The organism is Accumulibacter sp. (assembly GCF_036625275.1).
In the GTDB taxonomy this organism is placed as follows: domain Bacteria; phylum Pseudomonadota; class Gammaproteobacteria; order Burkholderiales; family Rhodocyclaceae; genus Accumulibacter.
Genome location: NZ_JAZKUD010000090.1, coordinates 1 through 15,831 on the forward strand (window position 1 = coordinate 1; position 15,831 = coordinate 15,831).

Annotated in this window: 13 protein-coding genes and 1 pseudogene; 8 read left to right on the forward strand and 6 right to left on the reverse strand. The window is 60.1% G+C overall.

Translation table 11 applies throughout. The annotated features are described in order from the left end of the window. The 4 genes and pseudogenes from V5B39_RS18665 to V5B39_RS18680 all read right to left on the reverse strand — a co-directional run. Positions 1-346, reverse strand: a 346-nt coding sequence (locus V5B39_RS18665) for a type II toxin-antitoxin system RelE/ParE family toxin (RefSeq protein ID WP_332344381.1), incomplete at its 3' end; no start/stop codon positions are given. Positions 347-485: 139 nt separating this feature from the next. Beyond that, positions 486-1,691: pseudogene (locus V5B39_RS18670) on the reverse strand (tyrosine-type recombinase/integrase). A 235-nt stretch (positions 1,692-1,926) separates the two neighbouring features. Further along, complete coding sequence (locus V5B39_RS18675) at positions 1,927-3,591, reverse strand: cation acetate symporter (protein ID WP_332344370.1); 1,665 nt, start codon at positions 3,589-3,591, stop codon at positions 1,927-1,929. Beyond that, positions 3,588-3,908, reverse strand: a complete 321-nt coding sequence (locus tag V5B39_RS18680; protein ID WP_273704565.1) for a DUF485 domain-containing protein — start codon at positions 3,906-3,908, stop codon at positions 3,588-3,590. The genes V5B39_RS18675 and V5B39_RS18680 overlap by 4 nt, the downstream gene beginning before the upstream one ends. A gap of 365 nt (positions 3,909-4,273) precedes the next feature. Here V5B39_RS18680 and V5B39_RS18685 point away from each other — a divergent pair, with 365 nt between their 5' ends. The 8 genes from V5B39_RS18685 to V5B39_RS18720 all read left to right on the forward strand — a co-directional run bounded on the left by V5B39_RS18685 (position 4,274) and on the right by V5B39_RS18720 (position 13,526). Beyond that, the gene (locus V5B39_RS18685; protein ID WP_332344371.1) at positions 4,274-6,232 is read left to right on the forward strand and encodes an AMP-dependent synthetase/ligase; all 1,959 of its coding nucleotides are present in this window, start codon (positions 4,274-4,276) and stop codon (positions 6,230-6,232) included. Beyond that, entirely contained in the window at positions 6,232-7,014 is a 783-nt protein-coding gene (locus V5B39_RS18690; RefSeq protein WP_332344372.1) for an ABC transporter ATP-binding protein, read from the forward strand. Before V5B39_RS18685 ends, V5B39_RS18690 begins: the two co-directional genes overlap by 1 nt. Before the next feature lie 12 nt (positions 7,015-7,026). Next, positions 7,027-7,956 carry a branched-chain amino acid ABC transporter permease gene (locus tag V5B39_RS18695; RefSeq protein ID WP_332344373.1) on the forward strand — a complete coding sequence of 310 codons (930 nt, stop codon included), beginning with the start codon at positions 7,027-7,029 and terminating at the stop codon, positions 7,954-7,956. Between the two features lie 349 nt (positions 7,957-8,305). Next, the gene (locus tag V5B39_RS18700) at positions 8,306-9,382 is read left to right on the forward strand and encodes a branched-chain amino acid ABC transporter permease (protein WP_332344374.1); all 1,077 of its coding nucleotides are present in this window, start codon (positions 8,306-8,308) and stop codon (positions 9,380-9,382) included. An 80-nt stretch (positions 9,383-9,462) separates the two neighbouring features. Further along, positions 9,463-10,800, forward strand: a complete 1,338-nt coding sequence (locus V5B39_RS18705) for an ABC transporter substrate-binding protein (protein ID WP_332344375.1) — start codon at positions 9,463-9,465, stop codon at positions 10,798-10,800. A gap of 124 nt (positions 10,801-10,924) precedes the next feature. Further along, positions 10,925-11,740 (forward strand): ABC transporter ATP-binding protein, encoded by an 816-nt coding sequence (locus tag V5B39_RS18710; RefSeq protein WP_332344376.1) that lies wholly within the window; start codon positions 10,925-10,927, stop codon positions 11,738-11,740. Then, complete coding sequence (locus tag V5B39_RS18715) at positions 11,737-12,363, forward strand: hypothetical protein (protein ID WP_332344377.1); 627 nt, start codon at positions 11,737-11,739, stop codon at positions 12,361-12,363. Before V5B39_RS18710 ends, V5B39_RS18715 begins: the two co-directional genes overlap by 4 nt. Then, positions 12,360-13,526: a CaiB/BaiF CoA transferase family protein gene (locus tag V5B39_RS18720; RefSeq protein ID WP_332344378.1), complete on the forward strand. Its 1,167-nt coding sequence runs from the start codon at positions 12,360-12,362 to the stop codon at positions 13,524-13,526. Before V5B39_RS18715 ends, V5B39_RS18720 begins: the two co-directional genes overlap by 4 nt. 46 nt (positions 13,527-13,572) lie before the next feature. Here V5B39_RS18720 and V5B39_RS18725 read toward each other — a convergent pair whose 3' ends face one another. Continuing rightward, entirely contained in the window at positions 13,573-14,019 is a 447-nt protein-coding gene (locus V5B39_RS18725; RefSeq protein ID WP_332344379.1) for a PhaM family polyhydroxyalkanoate granule multifunctional regulatory protein, read from the reverse strand. 114 nt (positions 14,020-14,133) lie between these two features. Then, positions 14,134-14,919, reverse strand: a complete 786-nt coding sequence (locus V5B39_RS18730) for a class I SAM-dependent methyltransferase (protein WP_332344380.1) — start codon at positions 14,917-14,919, stop codon at positions 14,134-14,136. Positions 14,920-15,831: the final 912 nt, after the last annotated feature.

Sequence of the window (15,831 nt, forward strand, 5' to 3'; positions counted from 1 at the left end):
CCGACTGCAACGCCTTCGACAAGGCTTCGGCAGGCAGCTCCAAGAACACCTTGCCGGCGAATTGCAGCGCCTTCTTCTCGTCCTGCGTGATGTTCGCCTTGTCGCTCTTGGGGAACCCATGCAGGAACACGTAGCGGCTACCGATCCGGGCCGACAGCAGCGTGCGGTAACCGCCGCTCTTGCCGCTGCCGGGGCGGGCAACCCGCTTCTTGTAGAGGAAGCCACCCAAGTCCGCGTCAATTAGACCTCTTTCCATCTCCTGAACCGCTTTGCACAAAGCGGCATCAGGCAGCTTTTCGCTCGCCTGCCACCGCGCAAAGTCCTTTCGCTTGAGAACGCACGTCATCTTGACCTCCAAACTATACCCGAAACGGGCGCACTTTTCCAGTGCTTAGCGCGATATGCAGGCGGGGAAGGCCACTGAGCCAATTGTCGTGGCGGTGATACGACAACTGGAGGCGGCAAGGCGGATTGCTGGCCTCTGATCATGCGGTCACCTCTTTCAGTTCTTGGTGTCTGTTGACGACCGACTTGCGCCGATTCGCCACCAGCTCGGCGGCTTCCCGCACCGGCTTGTCCTCGGTGTGGACGTAGCGCATGGACATCACCACAGTCTTGTGCGCCGTCAGGGCCATGCCACTCTTGACCGGGATACCCGAATTGGCAATGTCGGTCGCCGAGCGATGGCGGATGCCGTGCATTCCCACATGCGTTGCCCCAGCTGCTTTGAGCGCACGGCTCCAGCCACCGTAATACTTGCCTGTGGTCAGATGTTGCCCTGGATGGCGTGGCGACGGGAGTACGTAGGGATTGCCTTCCTGCCTAGTCGCAGCTGAAAGCAGCCGATAGGCTTCCTTGCTTATGGGCTTGGACATTCCGCCAGTCTTGCTGTCGGGCCAAACGACGCGGCGGTTTTCCAGATCAATCAACCCATTCCCATGCGAGTGTGACGATTTCGCCACGGCGGCCGGCGAACTCGAATTGCAGGCGGATCGCCAACGGGATGACGTAGTTCTCCAGGCCCTCGGCCTCGATCTTGTCGAGCTGCCGGAACAGCTTGCCCATGTCCTCGTCGCTGATGAGGTGGGTGGACTTGCCGGCAGGGAAAATCGGGACATGGCGGCAAGGATGGGTGCCGTCAGGCCGATAGCCCTATACCTCGGCCCAGTGGAACATCTTGCGCAGGATATTGAGTGCCTTGTTCGCCTCGGTCTGCTTGTACGAAAGTTTTTCCATCAGTCCGGCAATGTCAGGGCGCTTCACGTCGTGGACCTTCTTGCGGCCCAGCAGCGGGATGATGCCGCGGTCGATGACGCCTTGATAGCCGACTCGGGTGCTAGGCTTGTTGCGCTTCTTGGAGTGGTCCTCCATGAACTTCTTGCACAACTCCTCAACGGTGGGCGCTTGACGCGCTTTCGCCTTGGCTGCGCCGGGATCACCACTCCGGCGTACCTGAGCCAGTCATTCTTGCGCGAGCGAGTGGGCCTGTTCGACGGTCAGTTCCCCGTATTGCCCCAAAGCGGGCTTGCGGCGCTCGCCGGCGTTTGTCCGGTACTGGAGCATGAACACCTTGCGGCCCGACGGGGTAATCTTGCACAGGAAGCCGGGCACCAGCGTATCCCGAGTTTGACGGCCTGCGCCTGTGGTTGTGCCGCGTCGACAGCAGACTTGGTGAGCTTGATTTTTGCCATGATGACTCCTCAAAAAGACCCGGTTCCCAGGAGCCTTCTAGGGGCCAGCAGAGGGGAAGTCGGGGCAAGTTTCAGAAAGCACCGGCATATGATGGGCGCGCCCAACTTATTGATAAATTTTATCTATTTGGTCTTGGCGTAGTCCAGCGAAGGGCCGGGCTGGAGTCATGGTGAAATAAAAAAACCCTGGCGGGCTTCTGCACCGCCAGGGTTATGCTGTGGAACCAGAGACTGCTTAGTGGCTGGCGCCGGAAGCGCCGAAACCCGTTTGTGCGCGCACGTACTGGTCTTCGAATGCCTCTTTCTCCAGCTTGGAGCGCGGGCCGGTGTCACTCTTCGAGAAGATGTACGCGAAGATGAACGCGATCGGCATCGCGAACAGCGCCGGTTGCGTGTAGGGGAACAAGGCGGCCTTGTTGCCCAGTACGTCAACCCACACCGACTTCGAGAAGAGGACGAAGAGAACTGCCGAGGTGACGCCACCGTAGCCGCCCCACAGGGCACCACGCGTCGTCAGGCCCTTCCAGTACATCGACAGAATCAGCACCGGGAAATTGGCCGCGGCAGCCACACCGAAGGCCAGGCCGACCATGAAGGCGATGTTCATCTTCTCGAACGCGATGCCGAGAACGATGGCCAGCATGCCGAGTCCGATGGTGGCGTAGCGGGACATACGGATTTCCTCTTTCTCGGTCGCCTGCCCCTTGCGGATCACGCGCGCGTAGATGTCATGCGAAATCGCCGATGCCCCGGCGAGCGCCAGACCCGAGACGACCGCCAGGATGGTCGCGAAGGCCACTGCCGCCAGGAAACCGAGCAGCATGTTGCCGCCGACGGCCTTGGCCAGGTGCATGGCGACCATGTTGCCGCCGCCGATCAGCTTGCCGCCGACGGTGCCACCCTCGAAGAACTCCGGGTTCTGTCCGACGATGAGGATCGCGCACAGACCCATCAGGAAGATGACGTTGAAGAAGAAGCCGACGAAGCCGGACGCATAGAGCACCGATTTCCGGGCTTCCTTGGCGTTACCGACGGTGAAGAAGCGCATCAGGATGTGCGGCAGGCCAGCGGTGCCGAACATCAGGCCGAGGCCGAGCGAGATGGCAGTGACCGGATCGGCGAGCAGACTGCCAGGGGCCATCAGCTTGGGTCCGAGCTTGTGGACCGCTTCGGCCTTCTGCAGCAGGTCGGTCAGCGAGAAGCCGAACTGGACGTAGGCCAGCAGCAGCGTCAGCGTACCGCCGAAGAGCAGCATGCAGGCCTTGATGATCTGTACCCAGGTCGTCGCCACCATGCCGCCGAGGGTGACGTAGACCATCATCAGGATGCCGACGACGAAGATCGCGATGTTGTAGTCGAGACCGAACAGCAGTCTGATCAACTGACCGGCACCGACCATCTGGGCGATCAGGTAGAAGACGACCACCACCAGCGACGAGATCGCGGCCATCGTCCGCACCTTGCCCTGATCGAGCCGATACGAGGTGATGTCGGCGAAGGTGAAACGGCCCAGGTTGCGCAGCCGCTCGGCCATCAGGAACAGGATGATCGGCCAGCCGGCGAAGAACGCCAGCATGTAGATGTAGGCATCGTAGCCCTGGGTGTAGGCCATCGCCGTCAGCCCGAGCAGTGTTGCCGCCGACATGTAGTCGCCGGCGATCGCCAGACCGTTCTGGAAACCGGTGATGCCACCGCCGGCGGTATAGAAGTCCGCCGTGGTCTTGGTGCGGCTGGCTGCCCAGTAGGTGATCCCCATGGTCATTGCCACGAAGATCAGGAACATGATGATCGCGTGCCAGTTGGTCGCCTGCTTGGCCCCACCTGCGTCTACGGCCGGGCCGGCAACCGCCAGACCGGAGAGGATGAGCAGGGAAAGTGCTGGGATCAGTCGCTGCATCATGGTTTCTCCTTCTGGGCTTCCTTGATCATTTCGGAAGTCAGATCATCAAACTCGCCGTTGGCACGGCGAACATACACGAAAGTCAGCAGCCAGAAAAAGACGAACAGGCAAAGCTCGATGGTATAGCCGATCGGCCACATCGATCCCTCGGCAATCTTCTGACCCAGCAGCCCTGGGTTGAAGGCGACCAGCATGAAGAATCCGTAAAAAAGGATCAGCACGATGGCCGACAGGGTCCACGCGAAGCGTCCCCGCTCGCTGACTAGTTTGTGGAATTTGGGATTGACCCGCATTCGCTCGTAAATAACACTACTCATGTCATCCTCCGATGTCGTTTTGTTGAAGCGGTTTTGCCGCAGTTTCTGCAGCGTATTGACCAGGTATTGACAAGTCCTTCCCCTCGCCGCGCCGAATACTAACCCAGATCAATGACCTGTTCAATTCCGTCGTTCTAGAAGCCTTGACGCCACTGGCCGGGGGTGGCGTAACGGATGGACCAGCGTTCCCGTCACTTCAGTTGGTGCGGCGTTCGGACGAGCATGCTGGAGCGTGATGCCATTGAGCCGAAGCGACAATGCGGCATTGCACAATGATTGTTGGTGAAAAAGGACTAGAATGGCCAGCATAACGACAAGGGCTTGGCCGTCAGCGTTCTGATGGTCAGCGCACCGGAGGAGACGAGATGCCGGACATGGCCTCTTCGCAAGCGCTGGATACTTTTCCACGCTTGCTGATTCAGCATGCGCAAGTGCGTGGCGGCAAGCCGGCGATGCGCGAGAAGGATCTGGGGATCTGGCAGTGCTGGACCTGGAACGATGTGGCCGAAGAGGTTCGCGCACTTGCCTGTGGTCTCGCAGAAATGGGTTTTCGACGTGGCGAGAATCTGGCTATCGTCGGCGAGAACCGGCCGCGTATGTACATGATGATGACGGCCGTGCAATGTCTTGGTGGGGTGCCCGTGCCGCTCTACCAGGACGCAGTCGCCAGCGAAATGCTGTTCGCCCTGCTCGATGCGGAAATCCGTTTTGTCTTCGTCGAGAATCAGGAGCAGGTCGACAAGTTGCTCGAGATCCAGGATCAACTGCCGCAGCTCGAGCATGTGCTTTACGACGATCCGCGCGGCATGCGTCACTATACGCAGCCTTTCATCCACGACATCCGCGAGTTGATGGCGATGGGACGGATTCACAATCGAAATCACCCGGATCTGCTGAGCACCGAAGTCGCTGCGGGTCACCCCGATGATGTAAGCGTCATGCTGTACACTTCGGGGACGACGGGTAAGCCCAAGGGAGTGTGTCTGACCCACCATGCCTTCATCAGCGCGGCACGCGGGGGGGCGGATTTCGACCGGCTGACCGCCGATGAGGACATCCTTTCGTATCTGCCGATGGCCTGGGTTGGCGACCACCTGTTTTCGTTTGCACAGGCGATGGTCACCGGTTTCACGATCAACTGTCCGGAGTCGGCCGAAACGGTGATGACCGACCTGCGCGAGATCGGGCCAAGCTACTACTTCGCGCCCCCTCGCGTCTTCGAGAACCTGTTGACGCAGGTGATGATCCGCATGGAGGACGCAAGCGTCATCAAGCAGAAAATGTTCCACTACTTCATGGCTGTCGCCCGGCGCAGCGGCGCCCAGATTCTCGACGGCCGGCCGGTCTCCTTTGCCGACCGGCTGCTCTACGCCTTGGGCAAGGTTTGTGTTTTCGGGCCGCTGAGGAATGTTCTCGGCATGAGCCGCATCCGCGTCGCCTATACCGCCGGGGCGGCGATCGGCCCCGACCTGTTCCGTTTCTATCGATCGATCGGCATCAATCTGAAGCAGCTCTATGGTCAGACCGAAACCTGCGCTTACGTCTGCCTGCAACCCGATGGCCAGATCAAGTTTGACAGCGTCGGCAAACCAGCGCCAGGCGTCGAAGTCAGGATCGCCGATAACGGCGAGATCCTGGTCAAGGGTCCGATGCTGCTCAAGGAGTATTACAAGCGGCCGGATGCGACAGCTGAAGCGATCGACGCCGACGGTTATTTCATGACCGGGGATGCAGGAATTTTCGATGACGATGGTCATCTCAAGATCATCGATCGCGCCAAGGATGTTGGCAAACTGGCGAACGGTGCGATGTATGCACCCAATTACATCGAAAACAAGTTGAAGTTCTTCCCGTACATCAAGGAAGCCGTGGTCTTCGGTGATCGCCGCGAAATGGTTTGCGCGTTCATCAACATCGACATCGGCGCGGTCGGCAACTGGGCGGAGCGGCGCGGTCTCGCCTATTCAGGCTATACCGACCTGGCGGCCAAGCCCGAGGTCTATGGGCTGGTTCAGGAATGCATCGAGCAGGTCAATGGCGAACTGGTGGAGGAGGGCGCATTGGCCGATTCGCAGATTCACCGTTTCCTGATCCTGCATAAGGAACTCGATCCCGACGATGATGAATTGACTCGCACGCGCAAGGTGCGCCGCAACTTCGTCGCCGAGAAATATGCAGTGCTGATCGACGCGCTGTACAACGGTCGGGAACGGCAATTCATCGAAACTGCAGTGAAGTTCGAGGACGGGCGGCAAGGCAGGGTCGCTGCCGATCTGGTGATCAGCGATCCGAAGACTTTTGCAATCGCCGGGAGGGTCGGCTGATGAGTCGGCAAAGCGGAGAAATCATTCTCGATCTGAAAAACGTCTCCCTCTCGTTCGGTGGAGTCAAGGCGCTGACCGACATCTCGTTCGACGTTCGCGAACACGAGATCCGGGCGATCATCGGCCCGAATGGCGCGGGCAAGAGTTCGATGCTCAACGTGATCAATGGGGTCTACCGTCCACAGAAGGGGGAGATCATCCTGCGTGGCCAGCACTTCAGCCGCATGAACCCCTACAAGGCAGCCAGGGCAGGTATCTCACGTACCTTCCAGAACATCGCCCTGTTCAAGGGCATGAGCGTGATCGACAATCTGATGACCGGGCGTAATCTGAAGATCCGCAGCAATCTGATCCAGCAGGCGTTCTGGTGGGGAGCGGCGCGGCGCGAAGAACTCCTGCACCGGGCCAAGGTTGAGGAAGTGATCGATTTCCTGGAAATTCAGCATATTCGCAAGACGCCGGTTGGCCGCCTGCCCTACGGGCTGCAAAAGCGTGTCGACCTTGGCCGGGCACTGGCCATGGAACCGAGCATCCTGCTGCTTGACGAGCCGATGGCCGGAATGAACGTCGAAGAGAAGCAGGACATGTGTCGGTTCATTCTCGACGTCAATGATCAGTTCGGCACGACGATCGTGCTGATCGAACACGACATGGCGGTGGTGATGGACATTTCCGACCGGGTGGTGGTTCTCGATTACGGCCGGAAGATCGGCGATGGCGATCCGGACTCGGTCAGGGCCAATCCGGAAGTCATCAGCGCCTATCTTGGCGCCAGCCACTGAGGAGAGCATCGGATGGGTTTCTTTCTCGAAACGCTGATTGGTGGGCTGATGGCCGGCATGCTGTATTCGCTGGTCGCGCTGGGTTTCGTGCTGATCTTCAAGGCCTCGGGGGTGTTCAACTTCGCACAGGGTGCGATGGTGCTGTTCGCGGCCCTGGCGATGGCACGTTTTTCGGCGTGGCTTCCGGATCACCTGGGCATCGACAGCGCATGGCTGGCAAATACGATCGCCTTTTTTCTGGCCGGCGCGCTGATGTTCATCGTCGCCTGGCTGATCGAGCGTCTGGTCCTGCGTCATCTGGTGAATCAGGAGGGCGCAACCCTGCTGATGGCGACCCTGGGCATCGCCTACGTCCTTGAAGGCGTGGGCACAAGCGTCTTCGGTACCGACGTCTACAAGATCGACGTCGGGATGCCCAAGGAGCCGGTGATGATCCTCGAAGGGACCTTTGAAGGCGGCCTGCTGATCAACAAGGAGGATTTCGTCGCGGCCTTGATCGCGGCCGTGCTGGTTGGCCTGCTGGCGCTGTTTTTCCAGAAGACCGCCACCGGACGAGCCTTGCGGGCGGTTGCCGACGATCACCAGGCAGCCCAGTCGATCGGTATTCCGCTGAATCGTATCTGGGTGATCGTCTGGTGCGTCGCTGGCCTGGTGGCGCTGGTCGCCGGGGTGATCTGGGGTTCCAAGCTGGGCGTACAGTTTTCTCTGGCGACGGTGGCGCTGCGTGGTTTGCCGGTGGTCATTCTCGGCGGTCTGACTTCGATTCCCGGCGCGATCATCGGCGGACTGATCATCGGCGTTGGCGAGAAGGTCTCGGAAGTCTATCTCGGACCGATGATTGGCGGCGGCATCGAAATCTGGTTTGCCTACCAACTGGCCTTGCTCTTCCTGCTGTTCAGGCCACAAGGACTGTTCGGTGAAAAGATCATCGACCGCGTGTAACGGTCATGCCTTTTCCAGGATGACAGTCATGACCGTTTCCTTTCCTTGCAGGGTGCATTCCGGCGTACACGCCGGAATCGTTCGATGGGCGCAGAGCAGTCTCTGCGAATTCCCCTCTCGCCTCACGACCCCTCCCACGGCTCGCGCGGCATCGCGGGTCGGCTACGGCGGCGCGGAGCAGTGCTCCGCGAAACCCCGCCTCCGTTCCACAGCCCGCGCGGCATCGCGGGCTGGCTACGGCGGCGCGGAGCAGTGCTTCGCGAAACCCCGCCTCCGCCCCTCGCGAGGGGGAGGGGAGATTCGTGAGTTGCATGCGCGACTTTTTTCACATTAAGCGGAGATCAGGCAGATGCTGTACAGAGAAAATGGTCAGTTCAAGACCTCCTACGCAGCCGATCAGCAAATTTTTCCGATTGCACAGGATCGCTGGGCAATTCTCGGTCTTCTGATGATGGCCTTCATCGGAGTCCCGTTGCTGGTCGACGAATACCTGCTGCGCGCGATCCTGATCCCCTTCCTGGTCTTGTCGCTGGCGGCACTCGGGGTCAACATTCTGGTCGGCTTCTGCGGGCAGATCACGCTGGGTGCCGGCGCCTTCATGGCGGTAGGGGCTTACGCAGCCTACAATTTTCACATTCGTATCGAGAGCCTGCCGCTACTGGTGTCCTTGCTGCTGGGTGGCGTCACCGCTGCCGTGGTGGGCATATTTTTTGGCATCCCGAGTCTGCGCGTTCGCGGACTCTATCTCGCGGTCGCCACCCTGGCGGCACAGTTCTTCACCGACTGGGTCTTTCTGCGGGTTCCCTGGTTTACCGACCATGCGTCTTCCGGCTCCGTTTCGGTTTCCAATCTTCAGATCATGGGCTGGCAGATTGACACTCCGGTCAACAAATACCTGTTTTGCCTGATGTTCCTGACGGTGTTCGCGTTGCTGGCGAAAAACATGACGCGCTGTGCCATCGGCCGGCAGTGGATGGCGATCCGCGACATGGACGTCGCCGCCGAGGTCATCGGTATCCGGCCGCTGTTTGCCAAGCTCTCGGCTTTTGCCGTCAGTTCCTTTTTCGTCGGCACGGCCGGCGCCCTGTGGGGTTTCATCCATCTGGCCTCGTGGGAGCCCGCTGCCTTCTCGGTCGATCGATCGTTCCAGTTGCTGTTCATGGTCATCATTGGTGGCCTGGGGTCGATCATGGGAAGTTTCTTCGGAGCGGCCTTCATCGTCATCCTGCCGATCGCCCTGAACCAGTTTCTGCCGGCCTTCGGGGGATGGTTCGGGATCAGCATTTCCACTGCCGGCGTGTCGCACGCCGAGTTGATCCTCTTTGGCGGACTGATCATTTTCTTCCTGATCAAGGAACCGCATGGCATCGCTCGCCTGTGGTCGACCGGCAAGGAAAAACTTCGACTCTGGCCATTTCCACACTGACGAGCGGCCGGGGCGGGGTTCGCTGCTTCTGGAAAGTTTTTACAGACGCACCATTGCAATGACAACAAGAGGAGACACTGATGAAACTAGGCAAGCTTGCACTGACGGTTTCCACAACTGCCGTCGTTCTGTCGTCGCTGTTGAACGCACCGACGGTCCTGGCGCAAGTCAAGGAGCAGTTCTTCCCGGTCCTGGTCTACCGCACCGGCGCTTATGCCGCCAACGGCAGTCAATGGGCCAACGGTTACGTTGACTACCTGAAGCTGGTGAATGCCAGGGGGGGGATCAATGGGGTCAAGATCAGTTTCGAGGAATGCGAGACGGCTTACGCCACCGATCGCGGCGTCGAATGCTACGAGCGTTTGAAGGGCAAGAACGGTGGCGCGACCTTGTTCCAGCCATTGTCGACCGGAGTCACCTTTGCCCTGACCGAGAAAGCGCCGGTCGACAAGATCCCGTTGATTACCGCCGGCTACGGTCGCAGCGAATCACAGAACGGGGCCGTGTTTACCTGGAACTTCCCCTTGCTGGGGACTTACTGGGTCGGCGCCGAGGTGGCCATCCAGCATATCGCCAAGAAGGAAGGGGGCGTCGCCAAACTGAAGGGCAAGAAGATCGCGCTGGTCTACCACGACAGCCCGTACGGCAAGGAGCCGATCCCGGTCCTGCAGGAATTGGGCAAGATCCATGGTTTTGAAGTGCAGTTGCTGCCGGTGGCACACCCCGGTGTCGAGCAGAAGGCCACCTGGCTGCAGATCCGGCAGCAAAAGCCGGACTACCTGCTGCTCTGGGGTTGGGGAGTCATGAACTCGACCGCATTGCGCGAAGCGCAGGCCACCGGTTATCCGCGTGACAAGATGATGGGCATCTGGTGGGCGGGCGCCGAACCCGACGTCAAGGATGTCGCCGAAGGTGCCAAGGGATACAGTGCGCTGACCCTGCAGCATGGCGCCGAGCCCAATTCGAAAGTCGTCAAGGACATGCTCGATCTGGTCTATGCCAAGGGGCAGGGCACCGGGCCGAAAAACGAGGTCGGACAGGTTCTCTATATGCGTGGCCTGCTATCGGCGATGCTCGGCGTTGAAGGCGTCCGCAAGGCCCAGGAGCGTTATGGCAAGGGCAAGGTGATGACCGGCGAGCAGGTCCGCTGGGGCCTTGAAAACCTCAGCCTCGACCAGAAAACCCTTGACGGCATGGGCTTCGCCGGCGTGATGCGACCGGTGCAGACTTCCTGCCTCGACCACATGGGATCGTCATGGGTGCGTGTTCATACCTGGAATGGCAGCAAGTGGGAATTCAGCTCCGACTGGTACCAGGCCGACGAGAAGGTTCTGCGTCCGATGGTGATGCTGGCCTCGGGCAAGTACGCCGAAGAAAAGAAGCTGAAGCCGCGTACGCCTGACGAGTGCAAGTCATAGACTGCGGCAAAGTCGCAGTCAGGACGAGCCGGACGAGCCCTTTATCCGCTCTCCCGCTGGCGGGAGAGCGGTCCCAACGGTGATGGCCAAGACCGCCATCACGGATGATGAAAGTCGTGATGCCATGAGCGACGCCAACAATATCCTGCTCCGAGTCAATAGCATCGAGGTGATCTACAATCACGTGATCCTGGTTCTCAAGGGGGTTTCATTCAGCGTTCCCGAGGGAGGAATCGTCGCTCTGCTCGGAGGCAATGGCGCCGGCAAAACGACGACCCTGCGGGCGGTGAGCAATCTGCTGCACGGTGAGCGCGGGGAAGTGACCAAAGGAACGATCGACTTGCGCGGCGAGCGCATCGAAGCACTGTCCCCGGCACAACTGGTCAGGCGCGGCGTGATCCAGGTGATGGAAGGACGACACTGTTTTGCCCACCTGAGCATCGAGGAAAACCTGTTGACCGGCGCCTACACGCGCAGCGACGGCAAAGCCGCGATTACCGAAACGCTCGACAAGGTCTACGCCTATTTTCCTCGCCTCAAGACCCGCCGCAGCAGCCAGGCGGCCTACACTTCGGGCGGTGAGCAACAGATGTGCGCGATTGGACGGGCGTTGATGGCCAATCCGCGCATGGTGCTGCTCGACGAACCGTCGATGGGTCTGGCACCACAGATCGTCGACGAGGTATTTGCCATCGTCAAGGATCTGAACCAGAAGGAAGGCGTCACTTTTCTGCTTGCGGAACAGAACACCAATATGGCGCTGCGTTATGCCGACTTCGGGTATATTCTGGAAAACGGCCGGGTGGTGATGGAGGGGATTGCCAGCGATCTGGCCGCCAACGAAGATGTCAAGGAGTTCTACCTGGGACTGTCATCGGTCGGGCGCAAGAGCTTTCGCGATGTGAAGCATTATCGTCGCCGCAAGCGCTGGCTATCGTGAGCGAGTGGCATGCCCGTTCTGCCGATCACCTGCTTGCGCCGGCGCTGAACCGTGTGGCCGGAATGAAACCTCCTCTGGCACTCGAATTGATCCCTGGCGCTAAAAATGTCTCCGCCAATGACGGCAAGCTGAACATTTGGTCCATGCCGCTGATCGGCGTGGCCATCACGGCCTGGTTGCTTGTCGCTCCGGCGCATGCCGACCAGGCGGGAGCACGGCCCGGTCTGCAAATCGGCGATTGCGTCATCTTTCGCGAGGGCGGGACAGGCTGGCTGTTGAAGACACCGACCTACTGGTTCAAGGGCCTGGTAGTGGATCTGTCCCGCGAAAGGCGGATCGCGAACCTTTGCCCACACATCGGCAAGCAGGCATCTGCCTATACGCAGGCTGACCAATTGCGCCTGGCGGCTGCAATGCCTTGCGTGGACAAGGAGTCAGAGGTTCAGGAAGTCTCCGTGCTGCGCCTGCGAGTGGCCGTTGAGGCATGGGAAACGCCCTGGTCGCCGCAGCACGGCGGCATCGGATGGCTGTATCGCGGACAGTTTCTCGACCAGAAGTTGTACCAAGGGAGGGTACTGGACATCGATGCCACCTGGCTGGCGCCCTGCGAGACGGACACATGAGCGGCGGTCCGTTAAGCGGTGTGCGCGTTCTCGACCTGACGCGCCTGCTGCCCGGTCCGGTTGCTACCCTGCATCTGGCAGATCTGGGCGCCGACGTGATCAAGATCGAGGATCATGGCGCCGGTGACTACGCACGTATTCTCGGCGACGGGCCGGACGGTGTCAGCGTCTTCTACCGTAGCGTCAATCGCAACAAGCGTGGCCTGCGCCTCGACCTCAAGCACCCGCAAGGGCGTGCGGTATTTCTGCGCCTGGCGCAGGCGGCCGACATTGTCGTCGAGAGCTTTCGGCCAGGTGTCAGCGACAAGCTCGGGATTGGCTATCAGGCCTTATCGGCGGTCAATCCGAGAATCGTGTATTGCGCGATTACCGGTTACGGCCAGACCGGACCGCTGGCGATGGCCGCTGGCCATGATCTCAATTACATCGGGTTTGCCGGCGTTCTCGATCAGATCGGCGTGGCCGGCGGCCAGCCGGCGATTCCCAATCTCCAGGTCGGTGATCTGCTGGGCGGCGCGATGACTGCGGTGATGGGCATCCTTGCCGCCCTGTTTGATGCGCAGCGTAGCGGGCGGGGACGCCTGGTCGATGTGGCGATGAGCGAGGCGGTTCTGGCGCACAACCTCTTCCCGTTTTTCGCGCTGCAGACCGAAGGGGGGGTGCCGCAGCGCGGTGCCGATCTGTTGACGGGTGGTGACGCCGGTTATGGGGTCTATGCGACCGCCGACGGGCGCTACATGGCGGTCGCACCGCTGGAAAAGAAATTCTGGGATCTTTTCTGTGATGCCCTGGCACGTCCCGAATGGAAGTCGAAGCATGCGCTGCGCGGTGCGGCGGCGGCAGCGCTGCGTCGTGAACTCGAAGCACTCTTTGCCAGTCGGAATCAGGCTGAATGGCAGGATTTCTTTACTGGCGTCGATTGCTGTGTCACGCCGATACTCAACGTTGCCGAGGCTCTCGAACACCCGCAGTTCGTTGCCCGGAGGATGGCCGTGCAGGCGCACGGGGTGACCCAGTTCGCGCCGCCGCTGAAACTCTCCGGCTGGGTTTTCGCCGTCGAACGCCCAGCACCGCTGCCAGGCGAGCATGGTGCAGAGGTGCTGCGCGAGTCAGGTTTCAGTGCGGATGAGATCCGCGGACTGCAGGAGGCGTCGATCATCTGAAGCCAGGTCGTGCCAACCGCAAGCAGCCCGGCAGTCGTCGGTTGCACTACGCTTTCGGGGGGTCTTCGCGAGCCTGGCTGACTTGTGCTGCAGCGGCAGCAGCCTTCTGCATCTGTTCCTGCATCTGTTGCAGCATGGTCAGTGGCCACAGCGCCGCCTGCCTGAGCGCTTCATTGCCGCTGCCGGCAACCTGAGTGCCGGTTTGGCCGGCATCGCCGCCGGTGGCGTTGGCGGTATAACTGCTAGCCATCTGGCCCATTGCCCGCACCGCATTGAGGGTGACGCATTGCATTTCGAGGCCCTGAATCGTCATCTGCAGCATCGATAGATTCATCTTCAACCAGCTCTCGACAGCCTTGAGATCCTTGATCTTTTGCTCAATCTCTTCAACGTTGAGGGTAGGTGTGACCAGGTTCGGCAGTGAAAATCCCATGCCACCCCACATTTTCTTGGCGAAGCTCAGAGGATCAGTGACGGAATCGAGATTGGGCATGAGGGTGCTCCGGTTGTGGTGAGGATAGTTCATCTTAGCAAAGTTTTATGGTTTGCGGCGGGCAGCGCCGCTGGCGCCGACATCCAGCCAGGCTGGTCGGCACATGCCGATCATTCAGATTTGGTAACAGTAGAGACGTCGTGCGTCATCGACTTCAATGACGCGTGTGGCGACCGCTTCCGGTACGGCAAAACTGTTGCTGACGAACAGGCTTCCCGGTGGCATCTCTCTTCGTGCCTTTTCCCACAATGCCGGCATCGGAGCCGGCGACAGGAAGGCATACACCACGTTGTGCCCGGAGAGGCTGGTTTGCCAGAGGTCGCCCCAGCGCCAGTGGCAATTGGCAAGGCCGGCACTGCGCAAGCGACCAATCAGCCAGGTCGCTGGAGCGTTTTCGATGCCGCAGAAATGTGCGTCAGGTCGCTCCCGTGCGAGCGGAATCAGGACGCTGCCGATGCCTGCGCCGAGGTCGAGAAAACGCATTTCGCGCAGATCGGCGGTGAGTTCGGCGATCGCTGCTGCGGTTCGGCGGTTGGAGAAGTAGAGTGGAACCTGGCCAGTCAGTGCACCGCGATAAACGAGCAGCAGCAGACAGAACGAGAGCAGAAACCAGCCGGGGTCGATCGCCAACCGGGAAACGCTCCAGGCCAGCGGTGCGAAGAATGCATGCATCAGCCGCCACCACCAGGGCTGGCGGCTGAGGGTAGCGAACAGCACAGCGACACCGCCGATGGCGAAAGCCGTTTGTGGCCAGGGCAGATCTTCGTTGCGGATGCCGTAATAAGGCCAGGCCAGAGAAAGAACGGCCAGCGTTGCGGCCAGTTGCAGTGCCAGTTGGCGAATCTGCGAGTTGGGCATCGCTGGCACGAAGACTTCAGGTTCAGGCGAGGGTGAAGGCAATGGCTTGCTCCTGGGAAAGTGCGCGCCAGATCGTAAGAAGGGTACGCCTGTCCTTGAGGTGATCGTCGTGTTGGCGACTCAAGAATCAGTCCCCACCCGCAAGTGGGAGGCGGTCGGATGGATGAAGTGGGGGAATCGACGGCGCCTGCTCCGCGTCCAACGGCCAATTCCGGGGTGCAAGCCGGAATGCGCCCTGCACGCCCTGCAACAGGGGAAAACATTCATGGCGGTCGTCATCGGATGGTCAGGAGCGCTGCGCGATTGCCGCTGCGTCCCGTCGTGCGAGCCGGCAGTCCCGACACCGCCTTGGCTTGTCATCGCACTGAATCTGCGCGGGCACTTGGGTGAGTTTGATGGCACTTGCTGAAAAGAGGAGATCCAAGCTAACGGCGAAAGTATATGTTCCCCTATCAACCACGGTCAATCGTCGATCTGGCCCGCTGGCAGTTTTCGCCTATGGTCATCAGGCAGGAAGCCTGTAGAATAGCCCCCGGGCCTGTAGCTCAGTTGGTTAGAGCAGAGGACTTAGCGAGGACAACCTGAACGTCGTCGTCCGATGTCTGGGTGTCCTCATGGGTTGCCCGTTGCCAGCCGTATGCGGGTGGCGGGTAGAACTGGTCAAATTCGGTGGAAGCTAAGCCCTTCGGGGGATGCCAATACCGAGCCAAGTCCCTTAAGCAATACCGGGGAAAGGTGTAGAGACTAGACGGCCAGCCGATCACAGGAAGGTATAGTCCAGACCACAAACCTGAAAGGGGCGGCGAAAGTCGTAGTGGTAAGCATAATCCTTTGGTCCAGGGTTCAAGTCCCTGCGGGCCCACCAGACAAGAAGACCAACCCCTCATCGGGTTGGTCTTTTTTTGCGTACTCCCGCGTGCTGGCGCGGGTTCGTGCGGGTTCCTGTGGACTTCG

What these genes read in the sequence shown, in the direction of transcription:
- V5B39_RS18720 (WP_332344378.1), top strand. Translation starts at nt 12,360, where the DNA reads ATGAGCGGCGGTCCGTTAAGCGGTGTGCGCGTTCTCGACCTGACGCGC.
- V5B39_RS18680 (WP_273704565.1), bottom strand. Translation starts at nt 3,908, where the DNA reads ATGAGTAGTGTTATTTACGAGCGAATGCGGGTCAATCCCAAATTCCAC.
- V5B39_RS18690 (WP_332344372.1), top strand. Translation starts at nt 6,232, where the DNA reads ATGAGTCGGCAAAGCGGAGAAATCATTCTCGATCTGAAAAACGTCTCC.
- V5B39_RS18695 (WP_332344373.1), top strand. Translation starts at nt 7,027, where the DNA reads ATGGGTTTCTTTCTCGAAACGCTGATTGGTGGGCTGATGGCCGGCATG.
- V5B39_RS18685 (WP_332344371.1), top strand. Translation starts at nt 4,274, where the DNA reads ATGCCGGACATGGCCTCTTCGCAAGCGCTGGATACTTTTCCACGCTTG.
- V5B39_RS18710 (WP_332344376.1), top strand. Translation starts at nt 10,925, where the DNA reads ATGAGCGACGCCAACAATATCCTGCTCCGAGTCAATAGCATCGAGGTG.
- V5B39_RS18705 (WP_332344375.1), top strand. Translation starts at nt 9,463, where the DNA reads ATGAAACTAGGCAAGCTTGCACTGACGGTTTCCACAACTGCCGTCGTT.
- V5B39_RS18675 (WP_332344370.1), bottom strand. Translation starts at nt 3,591, where the DNA reads ATGATGCAGCGACTGATCCCAGCACTTTCCCTGCTCATCCTCTCCGGT.
- V5B39_RS18725 (WP_332344379.1), bottom strand. Translation starts at nt 14,019, where the DNA reads ATGCCCAATCTCGATTCCGTCACTGATCCTCTGAGCTTCGCCAAGAAA.
- V5B39_RS18700 (WP_332344374.1), top strand. Translation starts at nt 8,306, where the DNA reads ATGCTGTACAGAGAAAATGGTCAGTTCAAGACCTCCTACGCAGCCGAT.